Annotated in this window: 20 protein-coding genes; 8 read left to right on the forward strand and 12 right to left on the reverse strand. The window is 49.8% G+C overall.

What is annotated here, in order from left to right; genetic code table 11:
* Positions 1 to 121: 121 nt before the first annotated feature.
* The 3 genes from sppA to pncA are packed head-to-tail and all read left to right on the forward strand — an operon-like array spanning position 122 to position 3,703.
* On the forward strand, positions 122 to 1,978 hold the full coding sequence (sppA, locus tag OGV98_RS11060; RefSeq protein ID WP_279278955.1) for a signal peptide peptidase SppA: 1,857 nt from the start codon (positions 122 to 124) through the stop codon (positions 1,976 to 1,978).
* 55 nt (positions 1,979 to 2,033) lie between these two features.
* Positions 2,034 to 3,050: an asparaginase gene (gene ansA, locus OGV98_RS11065; protein WP_003030673.1), complete on the forward strand. Its 1,017-nt coding sequence runs from the start codon at positions 2,034 to 2,036 to the stop codon at positions 3,048 to 3,050.
* 14 nt (positions 3,051 to 3,064) lie between these two features.
* Positions 3,065 to 3,703 carry a bifunctional nicotinamidase/pyrazinamidase gene (pncA, locus tag OGV98_RS11070; RefSeq protein WP_376740926.1) on the forward strand — a complete coding sequence of 213 codons (639 nt, stop codon included), beginning with the start codon at positions 3,065 to 3,067 and terminating at the stop codon, positions 3,701 to 3,703.
* Positions 3,704 to 3,740: 37 nt separating this feature from the next.
* Here pncA and OGV98_RS11075 read toward each other — a convergent pair whose 3' ends face one another.
* The 8 genes from OGV98_RS11075 to OGV98_RS11110 form a co-directional block, all read right to left on the reverse strand.
* On the reverse strand, positions 3,741 to 5,099 hold the full coding sequence (locus OGV98_RS11075) for an MFS transporter (RefSeq protein WP_003840879.1): 1,359 nt from the start codon (positions 5,097 to 5,099) through the stop codon (positions 3,741 to 3,743).
* A 140-nt stretch (positions 5,100 to 5,239) separates the two neighbouring features.
* Positions 5,240 to 5,998 (reverse strand): DeoR/GlpR family DNA-binding transcription regulator, encoded by a 759-nt coding sequence (locus OGV98_RS11080; protein WP_003030679.1) that lies wholly within the window; start codon positions 5,996 to 5,998, stop codon positions 5,240 to 5,242.
* A 136-nt stretch (positions 5,999 to 6,134) separates the two neighbouring features.
* Entirely contained in the window at positions 6,135 to 7,118 is a 984-nt protein-coding gene (ydjG, locus tag OGV98_RS11085) for an NADH-dependent methylglyoxal reductase (protein WP_003846646.1), read from the reverse strand.
* Between the two features lie 9 nt (positions 7,119 to 7,127).
* Entirely contained in the window at positions 7,128 to 8,075 is a 948-nt protein-coding gene (locus OGV98_RS11090; protein WP_286551465.1) for a carbohydrate kinase family protein, read from the reverse strand.
* A gap of 4 nt (positions 8,076 to 8,079) precedes the next feature.
* Positions 8,080 to 8,916: a ketose-bisphosphate aldolase gene (locus OGV98_RS11095; protein ID WP_003840876.1), complete on the reverse strand. Its 837-nt coding sequence runs from the start codon at positions 8,914 to 8,916 to the stop codon at positions 8,080 to 8,082.
* Between the two features lie 24 nt (positions 8,917 to 8,940).
* Positions 8,941 to 9,984: an NAD(P)-dependent alcohol dehydrogenase gene (locus OGV98_RS11100; protein ID WP_202580527.1), complete on the reverse strand. Its 1,044-nt coding sequence runs from the start codon at positions 9,982 to 9,984 to the stop codon at positions 8,941 to 8,943.
* A gap of 17 nt (positions 9,985 to 10,001) precedes the next feature.
* Positions 10,002 to 11,381, reverse strand: a complete 1,380-nt coding sequence (locus OGV98_RS11105) for an MFS transporter (protein ID WP_003840874.1) — start codon at positions 11,379 to 11,381, stop codon at positions 10,002 to 10,004.
* Positions 11,382 to 11,407: 26 nt separating this feature from the next.
* Positions 11,408 to 12,484, reverse strand: coding sequence for a zinc-binding dehydrogenase (locus OGV98_RS11110; protein WP_044700068.1), 1,077 nt, complete (start codon positions 12,482 to 12,484; stop codon positions 11,408 to 11,410).
* A gap of 296 nt (positions 12,485 to 12,780) precedes the next feature.
* Here OGV98_RS11110 and chiD point away from each other — a divergent pair, with 296 nt between their 5' ends.
* Both chiD and yajD read left to right on the forward strand, forming a co-directional pair.
* Positions 12,781 to 14,034: a chitinase ChiD gene (chiD, locus tag OGV98_RS11115; protein ID WP_181825601.1), complete on the forward strand. Its 1,254-nt coding sequence runs from the start codon at positions 12,781 to 12,783 to the stop codon at positions 14,032 to 14,034.
* 93 nt (positions 14,035 to 14,127) lie between these two features.
* Complete coding sequence (yajD, locus tag OGV98_RS11120) at positions 14,128 to 14,472, forward strand: HNH nuclease YajD (protein WP_003832478.1); 345 nt, start codon at positions 14,128 to 14,130, stop codon at positions 14,470 to 14,472.
* 44 nt (positions 14,473 to 14,516) lie between these two features.
* Here yajD and OGV98_RS11125 read toward each other — a convergent pair whose 3' ends face one another.
* The gene (locus OGV98_RS11125) at positions 14,517 to 14,792 is read right to left on the reverse strand and encodes a YeaC family protein (protein ID WP_003030693.1); all 276 of its coding nucleotides are present in this window, start codon (positions 14,790 to 14,792) and stop codon (positions 14,517 to 14,519) included.
* A 42-nt stretch (positions 14,793 to 14,834) separates the two neighbouring features.
* Positions 14,835 to 15,248 carry a peptide-methionine (R)-S-oxide reductase MsrB gene (msrB, locus tag OGV98_RS11130; protein ID WP_003030695.1) on the reverse strand — a complete coding sequence of 138 codons (414 nt, stop codon included), beginning with the start codon at positions 15,246 to 15,248 and terminating at the stop codon, positions 14,835 to 14,837.
* A 341-nt stretch (positions 15,249 to 15,589) separates the two neighbouring features.
* On the opposite strand from msrB, the gene gapA reads away from it, so the two are divergent.
* Both gapA and OGV98_RS11140 read left to right on the forward strand, forming a co-directional pair.
* Positions 15,590 to 16,585, forward strand: coding sequence for a glyceraldehyde-3-phosphate dehydrogenase (gapA, locus tag OGV98_RS11135; protein WP_003030697.1), 996 nt, complete (start codon positions 15,590 to 15,592; stop codon positions 16,583 to 16,585).
* Positions 16,586 to 16,668: 83 nt separating this feature from the next.
* Positions 16,669 to 17,553: a D-hexose-6-phosphate mutarotase gene (locus OGV98_RS11140; RefSeq protein WP_003846660.1), complete on the forward strand. Its 885-nt coding sequence runs from the start codon at positions 16,669 to 16,671 to the stop codon at positions 17,551 to 17,553.
* Positions 17,554 to 17,734: 181 nt separating this feature from the next.
* Here OGV98_RS11140 and OGV98_RS11145 read toward each other — a convergent pair whose 3' ends face one another.
* Positions 17,735 to 18,589 carry an aldo/keto reductase gene (locus tag OGV98_RS11145; RefSeq protein WP_202580528.1) on the reverse strand — a complete coding sequence of 285 codons (855 nt, stop codon included), beginning with the start codon at positions 18,587 to 18,589 and terminating at the stop codon, positions 17,735 to 17,737.
* Between the two features lie 159 nt (positions 18,590 to 18,748).
* Entirely contained in the window at positions 18,749 to 19,495 is a 747-nt protein-coding gene (locus tag OGV98_RS11150; RefSeq protein WP_003030706.1) for a MipA/OmpV family protein, read from the reverse strand.
* Positions 19,496 to 19,928: 433 nt separating this feature from the next.
* Between OGV98_RS11150 and yeaG the strand changes: the two genes are divergently transcribed.
* Entirely contained in the window at positions 19,929 to 21,863 is a 1,935-nt protein-coding gene (gene yeaG / locus OGV98_RS11155) for a protein kinase YeaG (protein ID WP_003030707.1), read from the forward strand.
* The last annotated feature ends 119 nt before the right edge of the window (positions 21,864 to 21,982 follow it).

Below are 21,982 nucleotides of genomic sequence, written 5' to 3' on the forward strand. Positions count from 1 at the left end.
TGTTACAGCACAGGCGGTGATTCCTGCTGACAAGTGCCTGTCTGGTCATTACGATAGCCTCATCTTATCGCCTTTCTCCGGGATTTCGGGATGGCGTGTTGTTAATCGGTAGGGAGAATACATGCGAACCCTGTGGCGATTTATTGCCGGATTTTTTAAATGGACATGGCGATTACTTAATTTCGTCCGTGAATTTGTGCTTAACCTGTTCTTCATCTTCTTGGTGCTGGTGGGCGTGGGTATCTGGATGCAGGTCAGCAGCAGCAATACCAGTGAACACGCTGAGCGAGGCGCACTGCTGCTGGATATCTCGGGGGTGATTGTCGATAAGCCGTCGAGCACCAGTCGCTTAAGCGTTATTGGTCGTCAGCTGTTTGGTGCCAGTTCCGATCGCCTGCAGGAAAACTCCCTGTTCGATATCGTGAATACTATTCGCCAGGCAAAAGATGATCGCAACATCACCGGCATTGTGATGGATCTGAAAAATTTTGCCGGGGCCGACCAGCCTTCCATGCAGTATATCGGTAAAGCGCTGCGGGAATTCCGCGACAGCGGCAAACCGGTCTTTGCCGTAGGCGATAACTTCAGCCAGGGGCAGTACTACCTCGCCAGTTTCGCCAATAAAATTTATCTTTCTCCACAGGGTTCCGTTGATCTGCACGGCTTTGCCACCAACGGTTTGTACTACAAATCCCTGCTCGACAAGCTGAAAGTTTCCACACACGTGTTCCGTGTCGGGACTTATAAGTCTGCCGTAGAACCGTTTATCCGTGATGATATGTCTCCTGCCGCGCGTGAAGCTGACAGCCGCTGGATCGGCGAGCTGTGGCAGAACTATCTCGACACGGTTGCTGCCAATCGCCAGATCCCTGCTCAGCAGGTGTTCCCTGGCGCACAGGCCATGCTGGACGGTTTGACAAAAGTCGATGGTGATACCGCGAAATATGCGCTCGACAACAAACTGGTGGATGCACTGGCCTCCAGCGCCGAAGTCGAAAAAATGCTGACCAAACAGTTTGGTTGGAGCAAAGCGGATAAAAATTATCGCGCTGTCAGCTATTACGATTACTCACTGAAAACGCCAGCGGATACTGGAGACAGCATTGGTGTTATCTTCGCCAATGGCGCGATTATGGACGGTGAAGAAACTCCTGGGAATGTGGGCGGTGACACGACTGCCGCGCAGATCCGCGAAGCCCGTCTTGATCCGAAAGTGAAAGCAATTGTTCTGCGCGTGAACAGCCCTGGCGGCAGCGTCAGTGCCTCCGAAGTCATTCGTGCTGAGCTGGCTGCGGCAAAAGCGGCGGGTAAACCAGTTGTGGTGTCCATGGGCGGCATGGCAGCCTCCGGTGGGTACTGGATCTCCACCCCAGCAAGCTACATTGTGGCGAACCCCAGCACGCTGACCGGTTCAATCGGCATCTTTGGCGTGATCAACACCGTGGAAAACAGTCTGGATTCCATTGGCGTACACACCGACGGCGTGGCGACATCCCCACTGGCGGATATCTCCATCACCAAAGCGTTACCACCAGAAGTGCAGCAAATGATGCAACTTAGCATCGAGAACGGCTATAAGCGCTTTATCACGCTGGTCGCAAATGCGCGTAAAACAACACCTGAGCAGATTGACAAAATCGCGCAGGGCCACGTCTGGACCGGACAGGATGCAAAAGCCAACGGTCTGGTAGACAGTCTGGGTGATTTTGATGACGCCGTGGCGAAAGCGGCTGAGCTGGCCAAACTGAAACAATGGCACATTGCGTATTATCAGGACGAACCGACATTCGTTGATATGGTGATGGACAGCATGTCAGGCTCCGTTCGTGCCATGCTACCTGACGCCATTCAGGCTATGATCCCACCACCGCTGGCCTCTGCGGCCAGTGCAGTAAAAGCCGAAAGCGATAAGCTGGCCGCATTCAACGATCCGCAAAACCGCTATGCGTTTTGCCTGACCTGCGCCAACGTTCGCTAACTATTGACCCCTCTTCGGGATGAAGAGGGGTTTTCTTTGAGACAGAAGAAAAGTCATGCAGAAAAAATCAATTTACGTTGCCTATACCGGCGGTACCATTGGTATGCAGCGCTCAGAACAGGGTTATATTCCCGTTTCCGGTCATCTGCAGCGCCAGCTGGCATTGATGCCTGAATTCCACCGTCCGGAGATGCCAGACTTCACCATCCACGAATACGCCCCGCTGATGGATTCCTCCGATATGACGCCGGAAGACTGGCAGCATATTGCGGAAGACATTAAAGCGCACTACGACGATTACGATGGTTTTGTCATTCTGCACGGCACTGACACCATGGCGTTTACGGCTTCGGCGCTCTCTTTTATGCTGGAGAATCTGGGCAAGCCGGTCATTGTGACAGGGTCACAAATCCCATTAGCAGAACTACGTTCTGACGGACAAATCAATTTGCTGAATGCGTTGTACGTTGCAGCAAATTACCCGATCAATGAAGTTACCCTGTTTTTCAACAATCGATTGTTTCGCGGCAACCGGACCACTAAAGCGCATGCTGATGGTTTTGACGCGTTTGCCTCACCCAACCTTGCACCACTGCTGGAAGCCGGGATCCACATTCGTCGGCTGGGAACTCCGCCCGCACCTCACGGTACAGGTGAGTTGATTGTGCATCCTATCACTCCGCAACCGATTGGCGTGGTCACCATTTATCCTGGGATCTCCGCTGATGTAGTACGCAACTTCCTGCGCCAACCTGTAAAAGCATTAATTTTGCGCTCCTACGGCGTGGGGAATGCGCCGCAGAATAAAGAGTTCCTGAAAGAACTTGAAGATGCGAGTTCGCGTGGCATTGTGGTGGTGAACCTTACGCAGTGTATGTCCGGCAAGGTGAACATGGGGGGCTACGCGACAGGCAATGCGCTAGCGCATGCTGGCGTGATTGGCGGCGCGGATATGACCGTCGAAGCCACACTCACCAAACTGCACTATTTGCTGAGTCAGGGACTGGATACGCAGACGATCCGTGAAGCGATGACGCAAAATCTGCGTGGTGAGCTCACGCCTGACGATTAAAGGAGTCTATGCCCATGGCCCGAGCCTTACTGTTGGTCGATTTACAAAATGACTTTTGTGCCGGTGGTGCCCTCGCGGTCCCACAAGGTGACAGCACAATCGATATTGCCAACCGTCTGATTGACTGGTGTGCCTTACGCGGCGACATGGTCGTTGCCAGTCTGGACTGGCACCCGGCTAATCACGGCAGTTTTGCCAGCCAGCATCAGGTCGAGCCCTACAGCCAGGGACAACTCGATGGACTGGCGCAGACATTCTGGCCCGATCATTGCGTACAAAACAGCGCAGGTGCAGCCCTGCATCCGCTGCTGAACCAGCGTGCGATAACTCAAACGTTCACTAAAGGTGAGAACCCGCTGGTCGACAGCTATAGTGCGTTTTTTGATAACGGTCGTCGTCAGGCTACCGCGCTGAATGCATGGCTACTCGAACGCCGCATTGCCGAGCTCATCATCATGGGTCTGGCAACCGACTATTGCGTTAAATTCACCGTACTGGATGCGCTCGATCTTGGCTACACCGTCAGCGTTATTACCGACGGCTGCCGTGGGGTTAATATTCAACCCCAGGACAGTGAAAACGCCTTTATAGAAATGGCGGCGGCGGGTGCAACGCTGTATACGTTGGATGACTGGCTGGAAACCCAACCGTAAGCGATGCCGACAGGGTCACTCCTGTCGGCGCGTTATCTCAGGCCAGCGCTGAAATCTCTTCCAGCGATACTTTGCGTGTTTCGATGCCAAAACAAAAAAGAATCAGCGCGCATAGAACCAACATTACTCCTAACACGATAAAGACCGTAACGGAGCCATAGCGGGTCAACAAAATAGCGACGCCATAGGGCGTAAACACAGCGACAATCCTTCCCACCGCATTAACAAAACCTGATCCTCTCAATCTTAGGTGCGTGGGCCATAGTTCTGGGACATAAACTGCAGAGGCAAAGCAGACATACATATACAGAAAAAAAATCATCACCAGCCCGTAGCTCAGAATGGCCCACTCTTCAGTTTGAAGTGAATAGAAATACCCGAGCAATGCGATAATAATCAACAAGAATGAGCCAAACAATCGCCGTGGAAAGCGATCGATAATTAACGCGGCAATAAATATCCCAACTGGCGCGCCAATCATAATTATCGCGGTCATAAATATGGATTTCGTTACATCGATTCCCGAATTAACAAATATAGTCGGGATCCATACCGTAATGGTGTAGAGCGAAATATTCATTGCGATAAGCACCGTGATCGCCACCAGTGTACAGCGCAACATTGGCCCCTTAAACAATAGCCAAAATGAACCACTTGCCGTGCTTAAATCCGCCGACGGGCATTCGTTCCGGCAGGATGGTAAAGTGATGTTTTTTTCTAGCTCAATTTGCGATTCAACCTGCATAAGATGTTTTTCAGCTTCGCTTCTCTTCCCTTTACCAGCCAGCCAACGTGGGGATTCAATATAGTATTTTCCCGACAGATACCAGGCCAACAGCATTGCCATGCCACCGAGCAGAAACATCACCCGCCAGCTTAAAAGTGCAATGATCACGACGCCAATTGCCGCAGATAGCATAGGTGCCCAGTTGCCGACAAATGACAGACGGGCAGACCATTTCCCACGTACCGCGGGTGGAATGAATTCTGTAAATGAGGCATAGCCCACCATAATTAGCGCCCCCATTCCAATCCCCATCAGACAGCGGAAGAAGATAAGCCAGTACATGTTGGGCACAAACGTTGCAGCGCAGGCTGAGGCCCCGACGATTAACAAATTAATGCGGAACGCTTTGCGTCGACCGAGATAATCACCAATAAAGCCGCCGGCTAGTGAACCGATAAAGTAGCCGAACATCAGCGCTGAGGTAAACGCGGCATTTAGATAATTGTTTGACCAGCCAGTGTTGACTAATTTTGCTAATACCACATTCCCGGAATAGCTGAGAAAACCGGTTATTAACAAACTAAAACTAATAATGCCGAAAATACGAAAATGAAATCGAGATAAAGGTAAGCGATCTAATCTTGCGCCGATAGGGTCACATTGTTCCATCTGGATGCCTCAAATTCAGCTAAATAGAAAGTATGGCGATCGCGGCAGAAGCAATTTTGCCGCGCCATCCATCATCATTAGATTCTTATGGCATTTCCCAGGTGCAAACTAAAATAATATCGACACAACCCTCGCTATAGTTAATAAACGAGTTGAATATTATTCTCTTTGCAAAATGCAATCCACTCTGCACCCGGTGCCTTATTGGTTATTAGGTAATTAATATGGCTAAAGTCCACTAGCTGAACGAAAGCTTTACGATCAAACTTTGAGTGATCAACTAACAAGGCAACCTCAGTCGCCTGGCGGATCATGGTTTTTTTGATTTCCGCTTCCGCTTCATTAGAATCAAGCGCCCCACTCTGCATATCCAAACCTTTGCAGCTCATCACCATGATATCAACATGATAGCGGCTGATAATCTCCTTGGTGATTCTTCCCTGCAGCGACAGCGTATTCTTATTCAGCTCACCGCCAGTAGAGACCACGTTAATTTCTGACTGCGCCAGCTCATGAAATGCTTCAGCCGAATTGGTAAGCAACGTCAGATCGTTTCTTTCCTTCAACAGCTTTAATAATTCCATCGCGGTACTGCTGGAGTCGGCAGCCATTGTGGTCTTATTTTTAATAAACGGTAATGCATTACGTGCAATGATCTGCTTTTCTTCGAAGAAAGATTTTGCACGCTTATAAAAATGAATATTGTCGGACAACGCAGTGGTATTGAGCACTGCACCGCCATATGTTCGGGTCAAAAAACCTTCATCTTCCAGTTTTTCAAGATCGCGGCGAATCGTTTCCTCAGTCACCTGAAAGATTGAACTTAAATTAGATACCACCACTTTCTTATCGTTAGCCACCATTTGCTTAATGGCCTGAATCCTGTCTTTTGCCGCCACGATGATACCTCTGTTTCCTGCAAAGTAATAATAAGACCCTAGTATCTCACAGGCTATATTTATTTTCAAAAGAACATGTCTGAATCACAGATTTTAATACTCTTTTACACAGAAACAGAGGTCAATCCTATCTGAATTAATTTATATCCAACGCTTCCGCCATTCGCCTCATCAATAATGAATCATCATCTGTCAGGGGAATGGTTAACGCCTCGACATTCTCGCGAACCTGTTCAGGTGCGGTTGCGCCACTCAGTAAGGTGATCAAATCGCTTTGCTTTAAAATCCACGCCAGAGCTAGTGCGGGGATTGTGCAGCGGTATTTTTCACAAAGCGGCTGCCACTGCCCAAGCATATCAATCACCCGCAACATATTTTCCCGCTGAAACCAGACCTTGTTAGCCCGCGCGCCGCCAGGAACATAATCTCGGGCGATAGTACCGGTCAACAACCCCTGCTCAAGCGGTGAATATACCTGCACGATGATGCCATTCTGCTGACATAGCGGCAGCAGTTCAGCTTCCAGCGCCCGGTCAAGAATGCTGTACTTGGCCTGGATAATATCCAGCTCACCGTGTTTGAGATACTCCCTGATATGCCCGGCATTGACGTTTGCCGCACCAATCGAACGGATTTTCCCCTCTTTTTTCAGTGCGTTCAGCGTGTCTACGGTTTCCGCAATCGGCGTAAAACAGGGTTCGACCGACTGCCAGTGGGTCATATAGATATCAATACTGTCGATACCCAATCTTTGCAGGCTGGCATCAACCTCTTCGCGAATAGACTCAGGCGTGAGGTTTTTATACAGCTGGCGATCGCCCACTTTGTTAAACAGGCTGCCTGTTCGCTCCCAGACGATGCCGCATTTGGTTTCAACCACTACCTCGCTGCGCGGCAGCTTTTTCAGCGCCTGACCGACAATCACTTCACTGTTGCCAAAGTTGTAGCCTGGCGCGGTATCAATCAGATTGATACCGCAGCGATGCGCCTCAACAATGGTATCGATACAAATCTGCAGATCGAGATCGCCATTCCATGCCGGACCACCGCCAATAGCCCATGTGCCTAATCCCATGCGGGAAAGCGTAATATCCGTACTTCCTAAAGGAATCATTTTCATCTGCCGCTATTACCCTTCGTATTCGTCAAGAAGTTGTTCAACCAGCTTTCTGTTCTTCACACCCGTCGTGGCACCCACGCTCAGTACCGATATTGCCGCCGTTGCATTAGCAAACAGCGCGCAGTCGCGAAGCGGTTTGCCTTCTAGCAGCGCGGAGATAAATCCTGAAGCAAAGTTATCCCCCGCGCCGATGGTGTCGATGGCGGTAATTCCTGACACCGCCGGGACCTCCATTTTCATGTCAACACGCTTGATAAAACAGCCTCTCTTGCCGGTCTTAATCACGACGGTTTTCACGCCACAGTTCAGAAAACTGTCGGCAATCTCATCCAGCGTCTCTTTCCCAGTGAGCAGTTTTGCCTCTTCAAAATTGGGAAACAGATAATCCACGTAGCTCAGCGCTTCACGGATATCGTCCAGCGTTTCATTCAGTCGCGGTTTAATCATATCCGCGCAGATAATGAGCTTATGCGCTTTCGCCTGAGTGAAAATTGCCGTCAGTGCATCACCATCCAACAACGGGCTATTAAAAATACTCGCCAGCGACAGCAGCTTTGCTTGAGAGAAACGGTCAAAATCAACATCGTTTATATTCAGTTTCCATAAGCTGCCGTTACGGTTAGTCACAAAGGTACGTTCACCATCAGCGGTGACTAAACCCACGTTAATGGAAGTATCAATATCAGCATCCTGCTTCAGGCTTTTAATATCAATATTCTCCCGACGGCAGTGGTCGACAATAAAATGCCCCGCAGCATCGTCACCTATCCGGCCTATTAACGCCGTGCGATGGCCGAGGCGAGAAATAATCGTCGCCTCATTAATAGCGTCACCTCCCGTGGTCATAGCTATTCGTTCTAATGGATAAGAGTCAACATCAAAGATATTTTTACTCACTGGTTGCAAGGGAATATCAACAATTGCCGCCCCTATACAAATAGCCTCGATATTATCCATATTGTCATTCCGCTTTACCGTCTGAACCAAACAATTTGATTTTCTCCAGCGCGCGCGCTTTTACGGCTTTACGTACTTCACGTTCAACGTGCAGGAACGGCTGGTCCTGGTTCTCCTGCACCGCCACCATTGCGGCCTGGCACAGTTCGGTGTGAATATTGATTTTCGAAATGCCTAATGAAATGGCTTTTTTGATATCCGCGTCGCTAATGCCGGACGCGCCGTGCAGCACCAGCGGAACGGATACCGCCTGACGCACTCGTTTAACCACGTCAAAGTTCAGTTTCGGTTCGGAGGTGTAGACGCCGTGCTGGTTACCAATCGCTACCGCCAGCGAGTCACAGCCGGTACGCTCGACAAACTCAGCCGCCTGGCTTGGGTCAGTGTAGTGATAACCCGCCAGCGCCTCTTCGTAGACCGTTTCATTACCCACATGGCCCAGCTCTGCTTCGACCGGAATACCCAGCGGGTGGAAGAAATCGACCGCCTCTTTGGTCAGGCGAATATTCTCCTCGAAATCAAAAGCGGAAGCATCACGCATCAGTGAATTCATGCCGTGGGCCCATGCGTTATGGATTATCTCCATGCTGCGTCCGTGATCCCAGTGGGTAATAACCGGCACCGAGGCTTTTTTCGCCATAGAAACCATCATATGCGAAAAATCTTCAAACGAGGTATTACCCACAAAGCCGGTACCGAAGGAGATAATTACCGGCGATTTAGATTCTTCCGCCGCATCAATCACTCCCATTAGCATTTCCGCATTCCACACGTTAAAGTGGGCAATCGCATAATGTTTATTTTGAGCATCATTTTCCCAATATTTAATATCTGCCAGCATGGTTATTTCTCCCTTTTCAATAGATTAATAATTTACTTTAATAACGCCTTTGATAATTTCACATTTGTTATTAGCGGATTCATCAAACGCGCGCTGAACATCTTCATAATCGTAAATATGCGTCACCATCGACTTCACATCAAAACGCCCTGAGGAGATGGCTTCAATCGTGACCGGGTAGCGGTTGGCATAACGGAAAACGGTCTGAATAGACACTTCACGGTTAATTTTGAGGAAATTAATCGCTGAATCACCAGGTACAGTACCCACGATCATGATTTTCCCGCCGCGCATTACCAGATATGGAGCCTGCTTAACAGTGATCGCTGAACCTGCGGTTTCAAAAACAATATCGGCCCCCATATCTCCGGAGAACTGCTGGCAGCGGACAACGGTGTCCTCTTTCGCCCCGTTGATCACGGTCGTCGCACCAAGTTGCTCGGCCATGGTCAGACGCTTTTCCAGGACATCAACCACCGCAATGTCGGTAGCACCCAAACATTTACAGGCTTGCAGGGTCATTAAACCAATACAGCCCGCCCCCAGAATGACGATTTTCTTGCCCGGTTTAACGTCCGCCAGCATTGCGGCATGCATCCCTACCGCCGCGGGCTCTACCAGCGCGCCTTCCATGGTGTCCATATTATCGGGCAACTTGTAAGTGAAGCTCTCCGGATGGCACAGATAGTGGGTTAGCGCGCCGCGATAATTAGGCTGCGTGGCCATAAAGTCAACATCAGGGCAGATGTTGTATTTCCCTTCCAGGCAGTAGCGGCAGTGACCGCACGGCACGCCCGGTTCGATATTCACCCGGTCGCCGGGTTTAAATTTAGTCACACGGTTCCCTACTGCCACCACCGTACCGGCGCATTCATGCCCCAGACCAATTTCCTGATTGGGATCTTTCGGCGGAATAAAAGGCCCCGATTCAAAACCATGAACATCTGACCCACAAATTCCAACGTATTCCACTTTAATCAGCACTTCGTGCTCTTTTGGCACCGGGATATCGGCGGCAATAATTTTCATCGTGCCCGGCGTTTTTAATATCGCTTTTGAATTTTTCATTTTATTTCCCATCAATATTATTTGCTGGTAACTGCATCAATACCGAGACTTTCGACAGAGACGCCTTTGGTTTCAATTCCGATGGTAGCAATGGCGACAGCGACAATAATGGAGACCGCACCCAGCAGTACAAATACACCCGTCACTCCATAACCGTTAAGCAATACCGCGACCGCATAAGGCGCAGCGATACCACTGATACGCCCTACCGCATTCGCCAGACCAGAACCGCGGAGTTTCGCTTCGGTTGGCCATATTTCCGGAACATAGACTGCCGAGGCATAGCAAACGTACATATAGACAAAAGTAATCAGGAAGAAACCAATTAGCGTAATCAGCAGCATGCTGGTTTGCAGTGAATAGATATATCCCAGCACGGCAATTAACACTAATAACCCTACACCCATGGTCTTTCTCGGAATTTTATCCATTACCAGCATGGCGATAAAAATCCCAAACGGCGCGCCGAACATACTCATGGTATTTAAGACAATGGAGTCTTTCAGATTAATGCCCTGTGTCATAAATATTGTCGGTAGCCAATTAATTAAGGTGTACTGGACGACGTTCATGGCAATCAGAACAAAGGAACCCAAAATAACCCGCTTCAGTAACACCCCTGTTAATAATGCGGAGTACGGAACAGAACACGGTTGTTTGCCATCATCATCTATTACGACTGGTGGCAGCGGCTTACCGGTCTGTCGAATGACACCTTCCTCAATTGCCCGCATCACCTTTTCGGCTTCCTGGTAGCGCCCGCGAGACTCCAGCCAGCGAGGCGACTCAGGGAAACTGCGCCAGGCAATAACCGTTGCTATGAGCGACAGCACCGCAGGAATCAACAACTGTACGCGCCAGTTCCATTCCGCGCTGATAAGTGGCGTCAGCCCCATCGCAATCAGCGAACAGAGTGGATAAGACCAGTTGCCGATAAACGAGACCCGACTCGACCATGTACCACGATTTCTACCAGGCATATATTCGGTAAACCCGGCAAATAAGGTCACTAACAGCGCGCCTAATCCAACTCCCATTACAAAACGGCAGGCGATCAGAAAGGTCATATTGGGTGAAAACGCACCCACGATCATAGAAATAATATGAATCGCTTCATATAGAATAAATGCGTTTTTACGCCCGATTTTATCGCCAATAATTCCCCCACCGAGCGCGCCGAGAAACATTCCAGCCGTCGTAATGGCAGAGAACGTGGCGGTGGTGGAATTATCAGTCCAGCCAAGTTCTTTTAACTGCGCGAGAATTAATCCGCCGACGGCATTACTCCAGCAAACCAGTAATCCGAAGGCAACCATCGCAAACATTGACGTATGCCAGCGACAGTCAGGTAGCCTGTCCAGTCTGGCGCCGCAGTGCGGTTTTGCTATTTGTTCCATGCGATAACGTCCTTTTAATAAACATGTTATTCATCAAAGTCGTAAGTCATGATGACTTTAATCGCGGTTTTATTGACCATGGCGTCAAATCCTTCGCGCCATTGCGACAGGCCGATACGGTGAGTGATCATCGGTTTGACCTTGATCGCTCCGCTGGCCAGCAGGCGTATGGCGTTGCGCCAGGATGTAGAATCGTAGGCCATATGGCCAATGATGCTTTTGTTCCACGCGGTGATGTCGTTGATGGAGAAATCGAGAGGTTTAAAGCCCATGCCGACGCGAACGACTTCACCATTCGGGCGCAGCATTTCGATCGATTGTTTCAGAGCTATATTGGCACCAGAGCATTCAATGACTAGCCCCAGATTGTCTTTACCGCAGATTTCCTGGCAACGTGCAACCACATCTTCGGTCGAACCGTTAACGACAGCTGTCGCGCCCAGGTCTTTGGCGATGGGGAAGCGTACGGCAACATCCTCTTCCAGCCCGACCATCACAATATTAACGGCCCCCATAATGCGCGCCATTTGCACGGAAAAGAGCCCTAATGGGCCGGTGCCGAAAACCACGACATCCTGGCCGGGAAGGAATTTGGATTGCTGAGCAATAGATTTGTAGGCGTTACAGATAGGATCCAGCACCGCCGCTTCTTCATAATCAACGCCTTGTGGGATTTCCCACAGCGCATGGCGGTGAATTTTGAGGATTTCTCCCGGCACCAGGCAATATTTAGAGAACCCTCCGCCCCATGTGTTGTTGTCGAGACCTAAGTTCACTTTTTCTGTACAACACAGAAAATCGCCTTGTTCGCAGGCCGGGCAAACACCGCAGACATGTCCACTATTGTCAGAAACCACCCGCTGACCGACTTTCCAGTCCTTAACTTTGTCGCCAACGCGGACAATTTTACCGGCGAACTCATGGCCGCGGATGGAGTTAAATTGATCAGATCCGCTATCAACATTGTAGTGTTTCATGTCCGCGCCGCAGATAGCCGCCGCTTTGATTTCAATCACGATGTCATCCGGGCCACAAACTGGTTCCGGTACATCAATCATCTTATAGCCGCCAAAGGCCTTGCCAAATCTTGCCAGTGCTTTCATTGAATTTTCCTTTGTGTTCAGTTTTGCATCAGTGACAATCATACTTATCCATATAATTTTTGAGGTCAACATCAAATCTTTAAAACACAGATTATTATCTGCATTTCACAACCAAGATCACAAATAAGTGCAAAGATGAATTGAAAACCAAGTGAACCTGGCAGCCGCTTCGCTAAAATGGCGTGAACCCCTTCGCATTTTTCCTGTTATGAAACTGTTAACCTGCGGGTGCTGTTTTTTTCGCCACGCCATTTCCGTGGCGTGTTTACTTGTTTAAATGTCAAAGAGGAACACCGATGAAACTATTGCCTTTGTTGGCAGCATTACCCTTGCTCTGCGCCAGCGTTGTTTCCGCCAATTCACTGATGTCAGTTGGCTACTTTAATGGCGGTGGCGACGTCACTGCCGGTCCTGGCGGCGACATCAATAAACTGGATGTTCGCCAGATAACTCATCTCAACTATTCGTTTGGCCTTGTCTACAACAACGAAAAAGACGAGACCAATGACGCCTTAAAAGACGCCAGCAAACTGCATCAAATTTGGCTTTCACAGAAAGTGCAGGATGATTTGCTGAAAATTCCACAGCTGCGTAAACAAAATCCAAACCTGAAAGTGTTACTTTCCGTCGGCGGTTGGGGAGCGCGTGGATTCTCTGGTGCGGCGGCAACGAAGGATACGCGCGCAGTGTTTATTCAGTCTGCGCAAGAGATAATTGCGAAATATGGTCTGGATGGCATCGACCTCGACTGGGAATATCCGGTTAACGGAGCCTGGGGACTGGTCGAAAGCCAACCGGCTGACCGAGCTAACTTTACCGCGCTGCTAACAGAACTGCGGACCGCATTGGGGCATAAAAAACTGCTGACCATCGCCGTGGGCGCAAATGCAGAAAGTCCGAAAAGCTGGGTGGATGTAAAAGCCATTGCACCATCGCTCGACTACATCAACCTGATGACCTATGACATGGCTTACGGCACCCAGTATTTTAACTCGAACCTGTATGATTCGACGCAATGGCCGACGGTCGCCGCGGCGGATAAATACAGCGCCGATTTTGTGGTCAGTAACTATCTCGCAGCCGGTCTGAAACCGAGCCAAATGAATCTGGGCATTGGCTTTTATGGACGCGTACCAAAACGCGCCGTTGAACCAGGCATTGACTGGAGCAAACCTGACGCGCAGAAAAATCCTGTTACCCAGCCCTATTTCGAGCCTGCGCAAATTGAGTTGTTCAAATCACTGGGCGTCGACCTGAGCAAAGATACCTACGTGAAGTACAACGATATCGTGGCGAAGTTGATCAACGATCCGCAAAAACGCTTTAGCCAACATTGGGATGATGAAGCGAAAGTGCCGTGGCTGTCGGTGCAGTCTGCAGATGGAAAAGCACTTTTTGCCCTCTCCTATGAAAATCCGCGTTCGGTGGCGATCAAAGCCGACTACATCAAAAGTAAAGGATTGGGAGGCGCCATGTTCTGGGAATACGGTGCAGATGACCAAAACCAGTTGGCGAAGCAGTTAGCCGATTCGTTAGGCATCAAACACTGATCCCAACGCCTGACACAATAGGTTATGATTAGCACATTCTGCTGCGCCAGCTTTTGGCGCAGCTCTTCATTTTCTACTGGAGGCATGAGCTTTATGGCTTTTATCCCTAAAAATTACGCCCGTCTGGAAGTCGGTTACCGGGAAAAGGCGCTTAAACTCTTTCCCTGGGTCTGTGGACGCTGTTCCCGTGAATTCGTGTATTCAAATTTGCGCGAGTTGACGGTACACCATATCGATCACGATCACTCGAATAACCCAGAAGATGGTAGCAACTGGGAAATGTTGTGCCTGTACTGCCACGATCACGAGCATTCCAAATATACGGAAGCGGACCAGTATGGTTCAACGGTGGTTGCAGGAGAAGATGCGCAAAAGGCCGTAGGCGAAGCGAAATACAACCCGTTCGCCGATCTGAAAGCGATGATGAATAAGAAATAACATCAACTGCAGGCCCGACATCGATGTCTGCCGGGCCAGGGTAATCAGGATTTAAACGTCGCAATCGGTTCGGGCGTAATACCAAACTCAACCTTCAACTGCTGCTTGCTCTTCATCACCATCTCACCGTTGGTATCAATCGTCATATGCTGCGCGTCAATATTGTTACGCGCCTGCCATAACATCACCAACTGTAAGCTATTCTCTTTTTGTTCTGCTGTTAGCGCTACCCCATCCGGCCATTTTCCGAGCTCAACGGCAGTCGATAAGCGCTGATAAACTTCCGGCGTCATACTGTTGATCATCTCATCAAGATTCATGTTAAATCCACTCTCCGTAGAATAATTTGCTGAATCGTTTCTTCAACCCTTGGTTTGCTCACCGTTTTCACTATCAGTGAAGTTCAAAGACGCTGAGTTAACGCAGTACCGTTCACCGGTAGGTTTCGGACCATCCGGGAAGACGTGTCCCAGGTGCGCATCGCAGTTTCCGCAGCGGATTTCTATGCGCTGCATGCCGTGTGACGTATCTTTTATGTAATGGATAGCCTCATCGCTGACAGGCTCGTAAAAGCTGGGCCAGCCGCAGCCAGAGTCATATTTTGTCTCGGAACGAAATAGCGGTTTATCGCAGATCAGACAGTGGTAGATGCCGTCACGCTTGTTATGCAGCAAACGCCCGGTAAATGGCGGTTCTGTCCCGTGATTCTGCGTCACGTAGAACTGCATTTCGGTTAAATTTTTTTTCAGTTCTTCTGGAGAAGGTTGATTAGCCATTTGCTCACATCTCGCTTTATCTAAACTCACATCGCGAGACAGATTCTAACAAAACATTAACACCGGAGTGCGAACTTTTGTTCTAAACTTGATCCTTGCGAAATGGCAGCCTGCAATTCGTGATCAGAATCACGTTTTTATCTTGATTGCCCTTTAAAATTCGGGCCGCCGACCCCATGTGGTTTCAAGCCCAAAGGAAGAGTGAGGCGAGTCAGTTGCGCAAAGCTTAGGCAGCAGATTGATTTGTCGCAATGATTGACACGATTCCGCTTGACGCTGCGTAAGGTTTTTGTAATTTTACAGGCAACCTTTTATTCACTAACAAATAGCTGGTGGAATATATGACTATCAAAGTAGGTATCAACGGTTTTGGCCGTATCGGTCGCATTGTTTTCCGTGCTGCTCAAGAACGTTCTGACATCGAGATCGTTGCAATCAACGACCTGTTAGACGCTGACTACATGGCTTACATGCTGAAATATGACTCCACTCACGGCCGTTTCAACGGTACCGTTGAAGTGAAAGACGGTCATCTGATCGTAAACGGTAAAAAAATCCGTGTTACCGCTGAACGTGATCCGGCTAACCTGAAATGGGACGAAGTTGGTGTTGACGTAGTAGCTGAAGCTACTGGCCTGTTCCTGACAGATGAAACCGCTCGTAAGCACATCACTGCTGGCGCGAAAAAAGTGGTTCTGACTGGTCCGTCCAAAGATAACACTCCGATGTTTGTTAAAGGCGCTAACTTTGACAAATACGAAGGTCAGGACATCGTTTCTAACGCTTCCTGCACCACTAACTGCCTGGCTCCGCTGGCTAAAGTTATCAACGACAACTTCGGCATCATCGAAGGTCTGATGACTACTGTTCACGCGACCACCGCTACTCAGAAAACCGTTGATGGCCCGTCTCACAAAGACTGGCGCGGCGGCCGCGGCGCATCCCAGAACATCATCCCGTCCTCTACCGGTGCAGCTAAAGCTGTAGGTAAAGTACTGCCAGAACTGAACGGCAAACTGACTGGTATGGCGTTCCGCGTTCCTACCCCGAACGTATCCGTTGTTGACCTGACCGTTCGTCTGGAAAAAGCTGCTTCTTACGAAGAAATTAAGAAAGCAATCAAAGCTGCTTCCGAAGGCCCGATGAAAGGCGTTCTGGGTTACACCGAAGACGACGTAGTATCTACCGATTTCAACGGTGAAGTTTGCACTTCCGTGTTCGATGCTAAAGCTGGTATCGCACTGAACGACAACTTCGTGAAACTGGTATCCTGGTACGACAACGAAACCGGCTACTCTAACAAAGTTCTGGACCTGATTGCTCACATCTCCAAATAAGTTGAGATGAGTATCTGATCCAAAAAGGCGACTTCGGTCGCCTTTTTTTATGACCAAAATATTCACATACCAAGGATTGCATCATGATTAACAAAATTTTCGCTCTCCCGGTCATTGAACAGCTTACCCCTGTCCTCTCCCGCCGTCAGCTTGATGAGCTTGAGGTTCTTGTTGTCGATCACCCCCAGGTTAAAGCGTCTTTCGCGCTACAGGGCGCACATCTTCTTTCCTGGAAACCAAACGGCGAAGAGGAAGTCCTGTGGTTAAGCAACAATACCCCGTTTAAAACCGGCGTAGCGCTGCGTGGCGGCGTACCAATTTGCTGGCCGTGGTTTGGTCCGGCTGCTCAGCAGGGCCTGCCTTCGCATGGTTTTGCCCGTAACTTGCCATGGACGCTGAAAGCGCACAACGAAGACGACAATGGCGTGGTGTTGACGTTTGAACTGCAGAGCAATGCCGAAACGCGTCAGCTTTGGCCGCACGAGTTTTGCCTGCTGGCCCGTTTCAAAGTGGGAGCCACCTGTGAGATGGAGCTGGAAGCTCACGGTGAGTTTGAAACCACCTCGGCACTGCATACCTATTTCAACGTTGGTGACATTGCGGCAGTGAAAGTTAGTGGTCTCGGCGATCGCCTGATCGATAAAGTGAATGATGCTAAAGAAGATGTGCTGGCTGATGGTATCCAGACCTTCCCGGACCGCACCGATCGTGTCTATCTGAATCCGGAAGCGTGCAGCGTGATTCATGATGATGCGTTGAATCGCAATATCGACGTTGTCCACCACCACCACCTGAATGTCGTGGGCTGGAACCCTGGCCCGGCGCTGTCCGTCAGTATGGGCGACATGCCGGATGATGGCTACAAAACGTTTGTTTGTGTAGAAACGGCTTACGCGACCGCTCCGCAGAAAACCACCGAAGAAAAACCATCTCGCCTCGCGCAGACTATTCGTGTTGCTAAACGCTAAGACAACTCTGCACAACATGCCGGATGCGGCTAACGCCTTATCCGGCATGCAAACCACACGCAGCCGTTGGCCTGATAAGCGCAGCGCCATCAGGCAAATCAGTGCAACATGCCGGATGCGGCATGCAAACCACACGCAGCCGTTGGCCTGATAAGCTGCGTGAGCATCGTCATTTGGCAAATCAGGCCATATCCAGCGCTGTTTTACCTTTTGGCGCCGGATACGCCTTATCTAACTGCTTCAGCTCATCTACAGAGAGCGTTATCTGCAGCGCGGCGGCATTTTGTTCGACATGCGCTACGCTTGCGGCTTTCGGAATTGCTATTACACCCGACTGACGAATCACCCACGCCAGCAAAATCTGCGCAGCACTAACATTGTGCACGCGCGCAATGTCATTCACCACGGAATTAGAAAGCAAATCGCCACGCAGCCGTCCCGCCTGGGCCAGCGGACTGTATGCCATGACCGGCATCTGCTGCTGCTGGCACCACGGCAGTAAATCATATTCAATACCGCGCGAGGCTAAATGATAAAGCACCTGGTTAGTCGCACACTCCCGTCCACCGGGTACCTGCCATAACGCCTGCATATCATCATAATCGAGATTTGAGACGCCCCAACGGCGGATTTTCCCCTGCGCAATCAGTGTTTCCATGGCATCGACGGTCTCTGCAAATGAAAAATCGCCCATCCAGTGCAGCAAATAGAGATCCAGATAATCAGTTTTCAGTCGACGCAGGCTGGCTTCGCAGGCGGCAATGGCTTTCTCTCCACCGGCATTCCATGGGTAAACTTTCGAGACTAAAAAAGCGCTATCACGCCGTCCCGTTAATGCTTCACCCACCACCTCTTCCGCTGCACCATCAGCGTACATTTCTGCGGTATCAATCAATCGCAGGCCGAAATCCAGTCCGGCCTGCAGCGCAGACACTTCATCCCGGCGTCGGCTTGGATCCTCGCCCATGTACCATGTTCCCTGCCCAATAGCAGGAAGCGATACCTGGTTTGTAAACGTCACCTGTTTCGCTGTCATCGCACCCTCCTGTGTTAATGCACCACAGTAAAGCAAAACAACGTGCATGTGTCCTGTTAGGGTGCACAAATTGCACCATCATGATCTGGGGGTTGTCTTAAATTTAATGACGTAAAAAAGCCCGCAGAGATGCGGGCTAGTGTTTGACACCGAGTAGTATCAGAACTTGTAGGTCACACCCACCGAGAAGATGCCAGACCAGGACTTATCGACCATCGGGCTGTCTTTCACTTCATCACTCAAACGCACATAACGGCCAGTGCCGTACACGTTCCAGTTGCCAAGGAAGTTATAGCTCGCGGTCAACTCCAGGTACGGATCCCATCCATCGTCAGCGTTGTAGCTATTCAGACCACTGCGGCGAGACTCGTGATTGGACACACCATAATAGTAGTCGTTGTAGTTTTCGCTGCTGTACTGCACACCGATACCCGGCGTCAGGGTCAGACCACCATTGGTGTAACGGTAGAGCCAGGCCAGATCCCAGATAAAGCCGTTGCTGTTATCCAGGGTATCACCCGCCAGTGCGGTACGCAGGAAACCATACTGGGTGTTATGTACATATGATAGGCCAGCCATCAAGCTGCTTTTACGCTTGTCGAGTTGGCGTAAAGCATGGCTATCGCTATCACCCGGCTTGAAATGCGTCGGATCATAGTACGCCATGATGGAAAGCTTATCTGCCGTATCATTCCACAAATAGTAACCGCCACCCAAGCCGCGGAACCACACATTATCGCCTTCATAGGTGACAACCGGAACAGGGTAAACATCGCGGTCATACTGTTTGTACGGGCTGTTAATCACACCAACACCCGCGCCAACAGTCCACTGACTTTCCGCCTGTGCGGTGCTAACTGCGGTTGCGGCAAGGACGCCAAGTGCCAGAAGTTTGAGTTTGGTCACAATCCATAATTCCTTATTCAAATGTGTAGCGGTCAAAGTGTAACCGCCAATACGCTTCAGCCCAACTATTTTACGTATTCACCCCAGAATGTAACCCCCTAATTTCTCAGCGAGTGATGACATTTTGCTTGCAGCACGGTGAACACCGCATGAATCCCGCTCCAATTCTTTACATAAGATGTGCTTTTTTTGCTGATGAGTTATTGATATGCCATTGAAATTCATTTGCGCACACAGGCAAGTTTTGCAAATGCCATCTACGCTTAATTTTAGAAGGTGTATCACCGAATACGTTGATCTCCTGACCACTAAAATGGCATGAGAGTTGCTTATTTCTTCAGCAGCGACGTCGTTCAGTTTACCTCTTCAGGGGCCTCTACTATTCATATGAACGGCTCTTAACATGTGCTAAAAAACGAAAGGACGGCATACCATGAATATATTCGATCACTATCGCCAGCGTTATGAAGCTGCCAAGGACGAAGAGTTCACGCTGCAGGAGTTTCTTACCACTTGTCGGCAAGATCGCAGTGCTTATGCCAACGCGGCAGAGCGGCTATTAATGGCTATTGGTGAGCCTGTCATGGTTGACACTGCCCATGAACCTCGACTTTCTCGACTCTTTTCGAATCGGGTAATTGCACGCTATCCCGCTTTTGAAGAGTTTTACGGCATGGAAGACGCCATTGAGCAGATTGTTTCTTATTTGAAGCATGCGGCTCAAGGTCTGGAAGAGAAGAAGCAGATTCTGTATCTGCTGGGGCCTGTGGGAGGGGGGAAATCATCTCTTGCTGAGCGGCTGAAGTCGCTGATGCAACGAGTACCGATTTATGTCCTGAGCGCCAATGGCGAACGTAGCCCGGTCAACGATCATCCGTTATGCCTGTTTAATCCGCAGGAAGACGCGCAGATCCTGGAAAAAGAGTATGGGATCCCGCGTCGTTATCTCGGTACGATCATGTCGCCGTGGGCTGCTAAACGTCTGCATGATTTTGGCGGGGACATTACAAAATTCCGCGTCGTCAAAGTCTGGCCGTCTATTCTGGAGCAGATCGCAATCGCTAAAACGGAGCCTGGTGATGAAAACAACCAGGATATTTCTGCGCTGGTCGGGAAAGTGGATATTCGTAAACTCGAACACCACGCCCAGAACGATCCTGATGCCTACGGTTATTCGGGCGCACTGTGCCGCTCAAACCAGGGGATTATGGAGTTCGTTGAGATGTTTAAAGCACCGATTAAAGTGCTGCATCCTCTGCTGACCGCCACCCAAGAAGGAAACTACAACGGGACAGAAGGTATCTCCGCCCTGCCGTTTAACGGGATTATTCTTGCCCACTCGAACGAGTCTGAATGGGTAACGTTCCGTAATAACAAAAACAATGAGGCGTTCCTTGACCGTGTTTACATCGTCAAAGTGCCTTATTGCCTGCGGATCTCTGAAGAGATCAAAATTTACGAAAAACTGCTTAACCACAGTGAGCTGACCCATGCGCCTTGCGCACCGGGCACGTTGGAAACGCTCTCTCGCTTTACCATTCTTTCTCGCCTGAAAGAACCTGAGAACTCGAGCATTTACTCGAAGATGCGCGTTTACGATGGCGAAAGCCTGAAAGATACCGATCCAAAAGCGAAATCCTATCAGGAGTATCGGGATTACGCCGGGGTTGATGAGGGAATGAACGGTCTGTCCACGCGTTTCGCGTTTAAGATCCTCTCTCGCGTCTTTAACTTTGACCATGCCGAAGTGGCAGCTAACCCGGTTCATCTGTTCTACGTACTGGAGCAGCAAATCGAGCGTGAACAGTTCCCGCAGGAGCAAGCTGAGCGTTATCTTGAGTTCCTGAAAGGCTACCTGATCCCGAAATATGCTGAATTCATCGGCAAGGAGATCCAGACAGCTTATCTCGAATCCTATTCCGAATACGGACAGAACATTTTCGACCGTTATGTCACTTATGCGGATTTCTGGATTCAGGATCAGGAGTATCGCGATCCAGATACCGGTCAGCTGTTTGATCGCGAGTCACTGAACTCAGAACTGGAGAAAATTGAGAAGCCGGCGGGTATCAGTAACCCGAAAGATTTCCGTAACGAGATCGTCAACTTTGTTCTGCGTGCCAGAGCGAATAACAGCGGTCGCAATCCAAACTGGACCAGTTACGAAAAACTACGCACGGTTATTGAGAAGAAAATGTTCTCCAATACCGAGGAGCTGCTGCCGGTCATTTCGTTCAATGCTAAAACCTCGACTGACGAGCAGAAAAAACACGACGATTTTGTCGACCGTATGATGGAAAAAGGCTACACGCGTAAACAGGTGCGTTTACTGTGCGAATGGTATTTGCGCGTACGTAAATCGTCTTAACATAAGTGCCCGGTGGCGCATGCGCTTACCGGGCTTGCAAAACAATGTTCCGTAGGCCGGATAGCGACAGCGCCATCCGGCACTTACAGACATGGCGAACAGTTGGCAGTACGGGGGGC

This window comes from Citrobacter sp. Cf136 (assembly GCF_030333815.1).
GTDB lineage: Bacteria > Pseudomonadota > Gammaproteobacteria > Enterobacterales > Enterobacteriaceae > Citrobacter > Citrobacter freundii.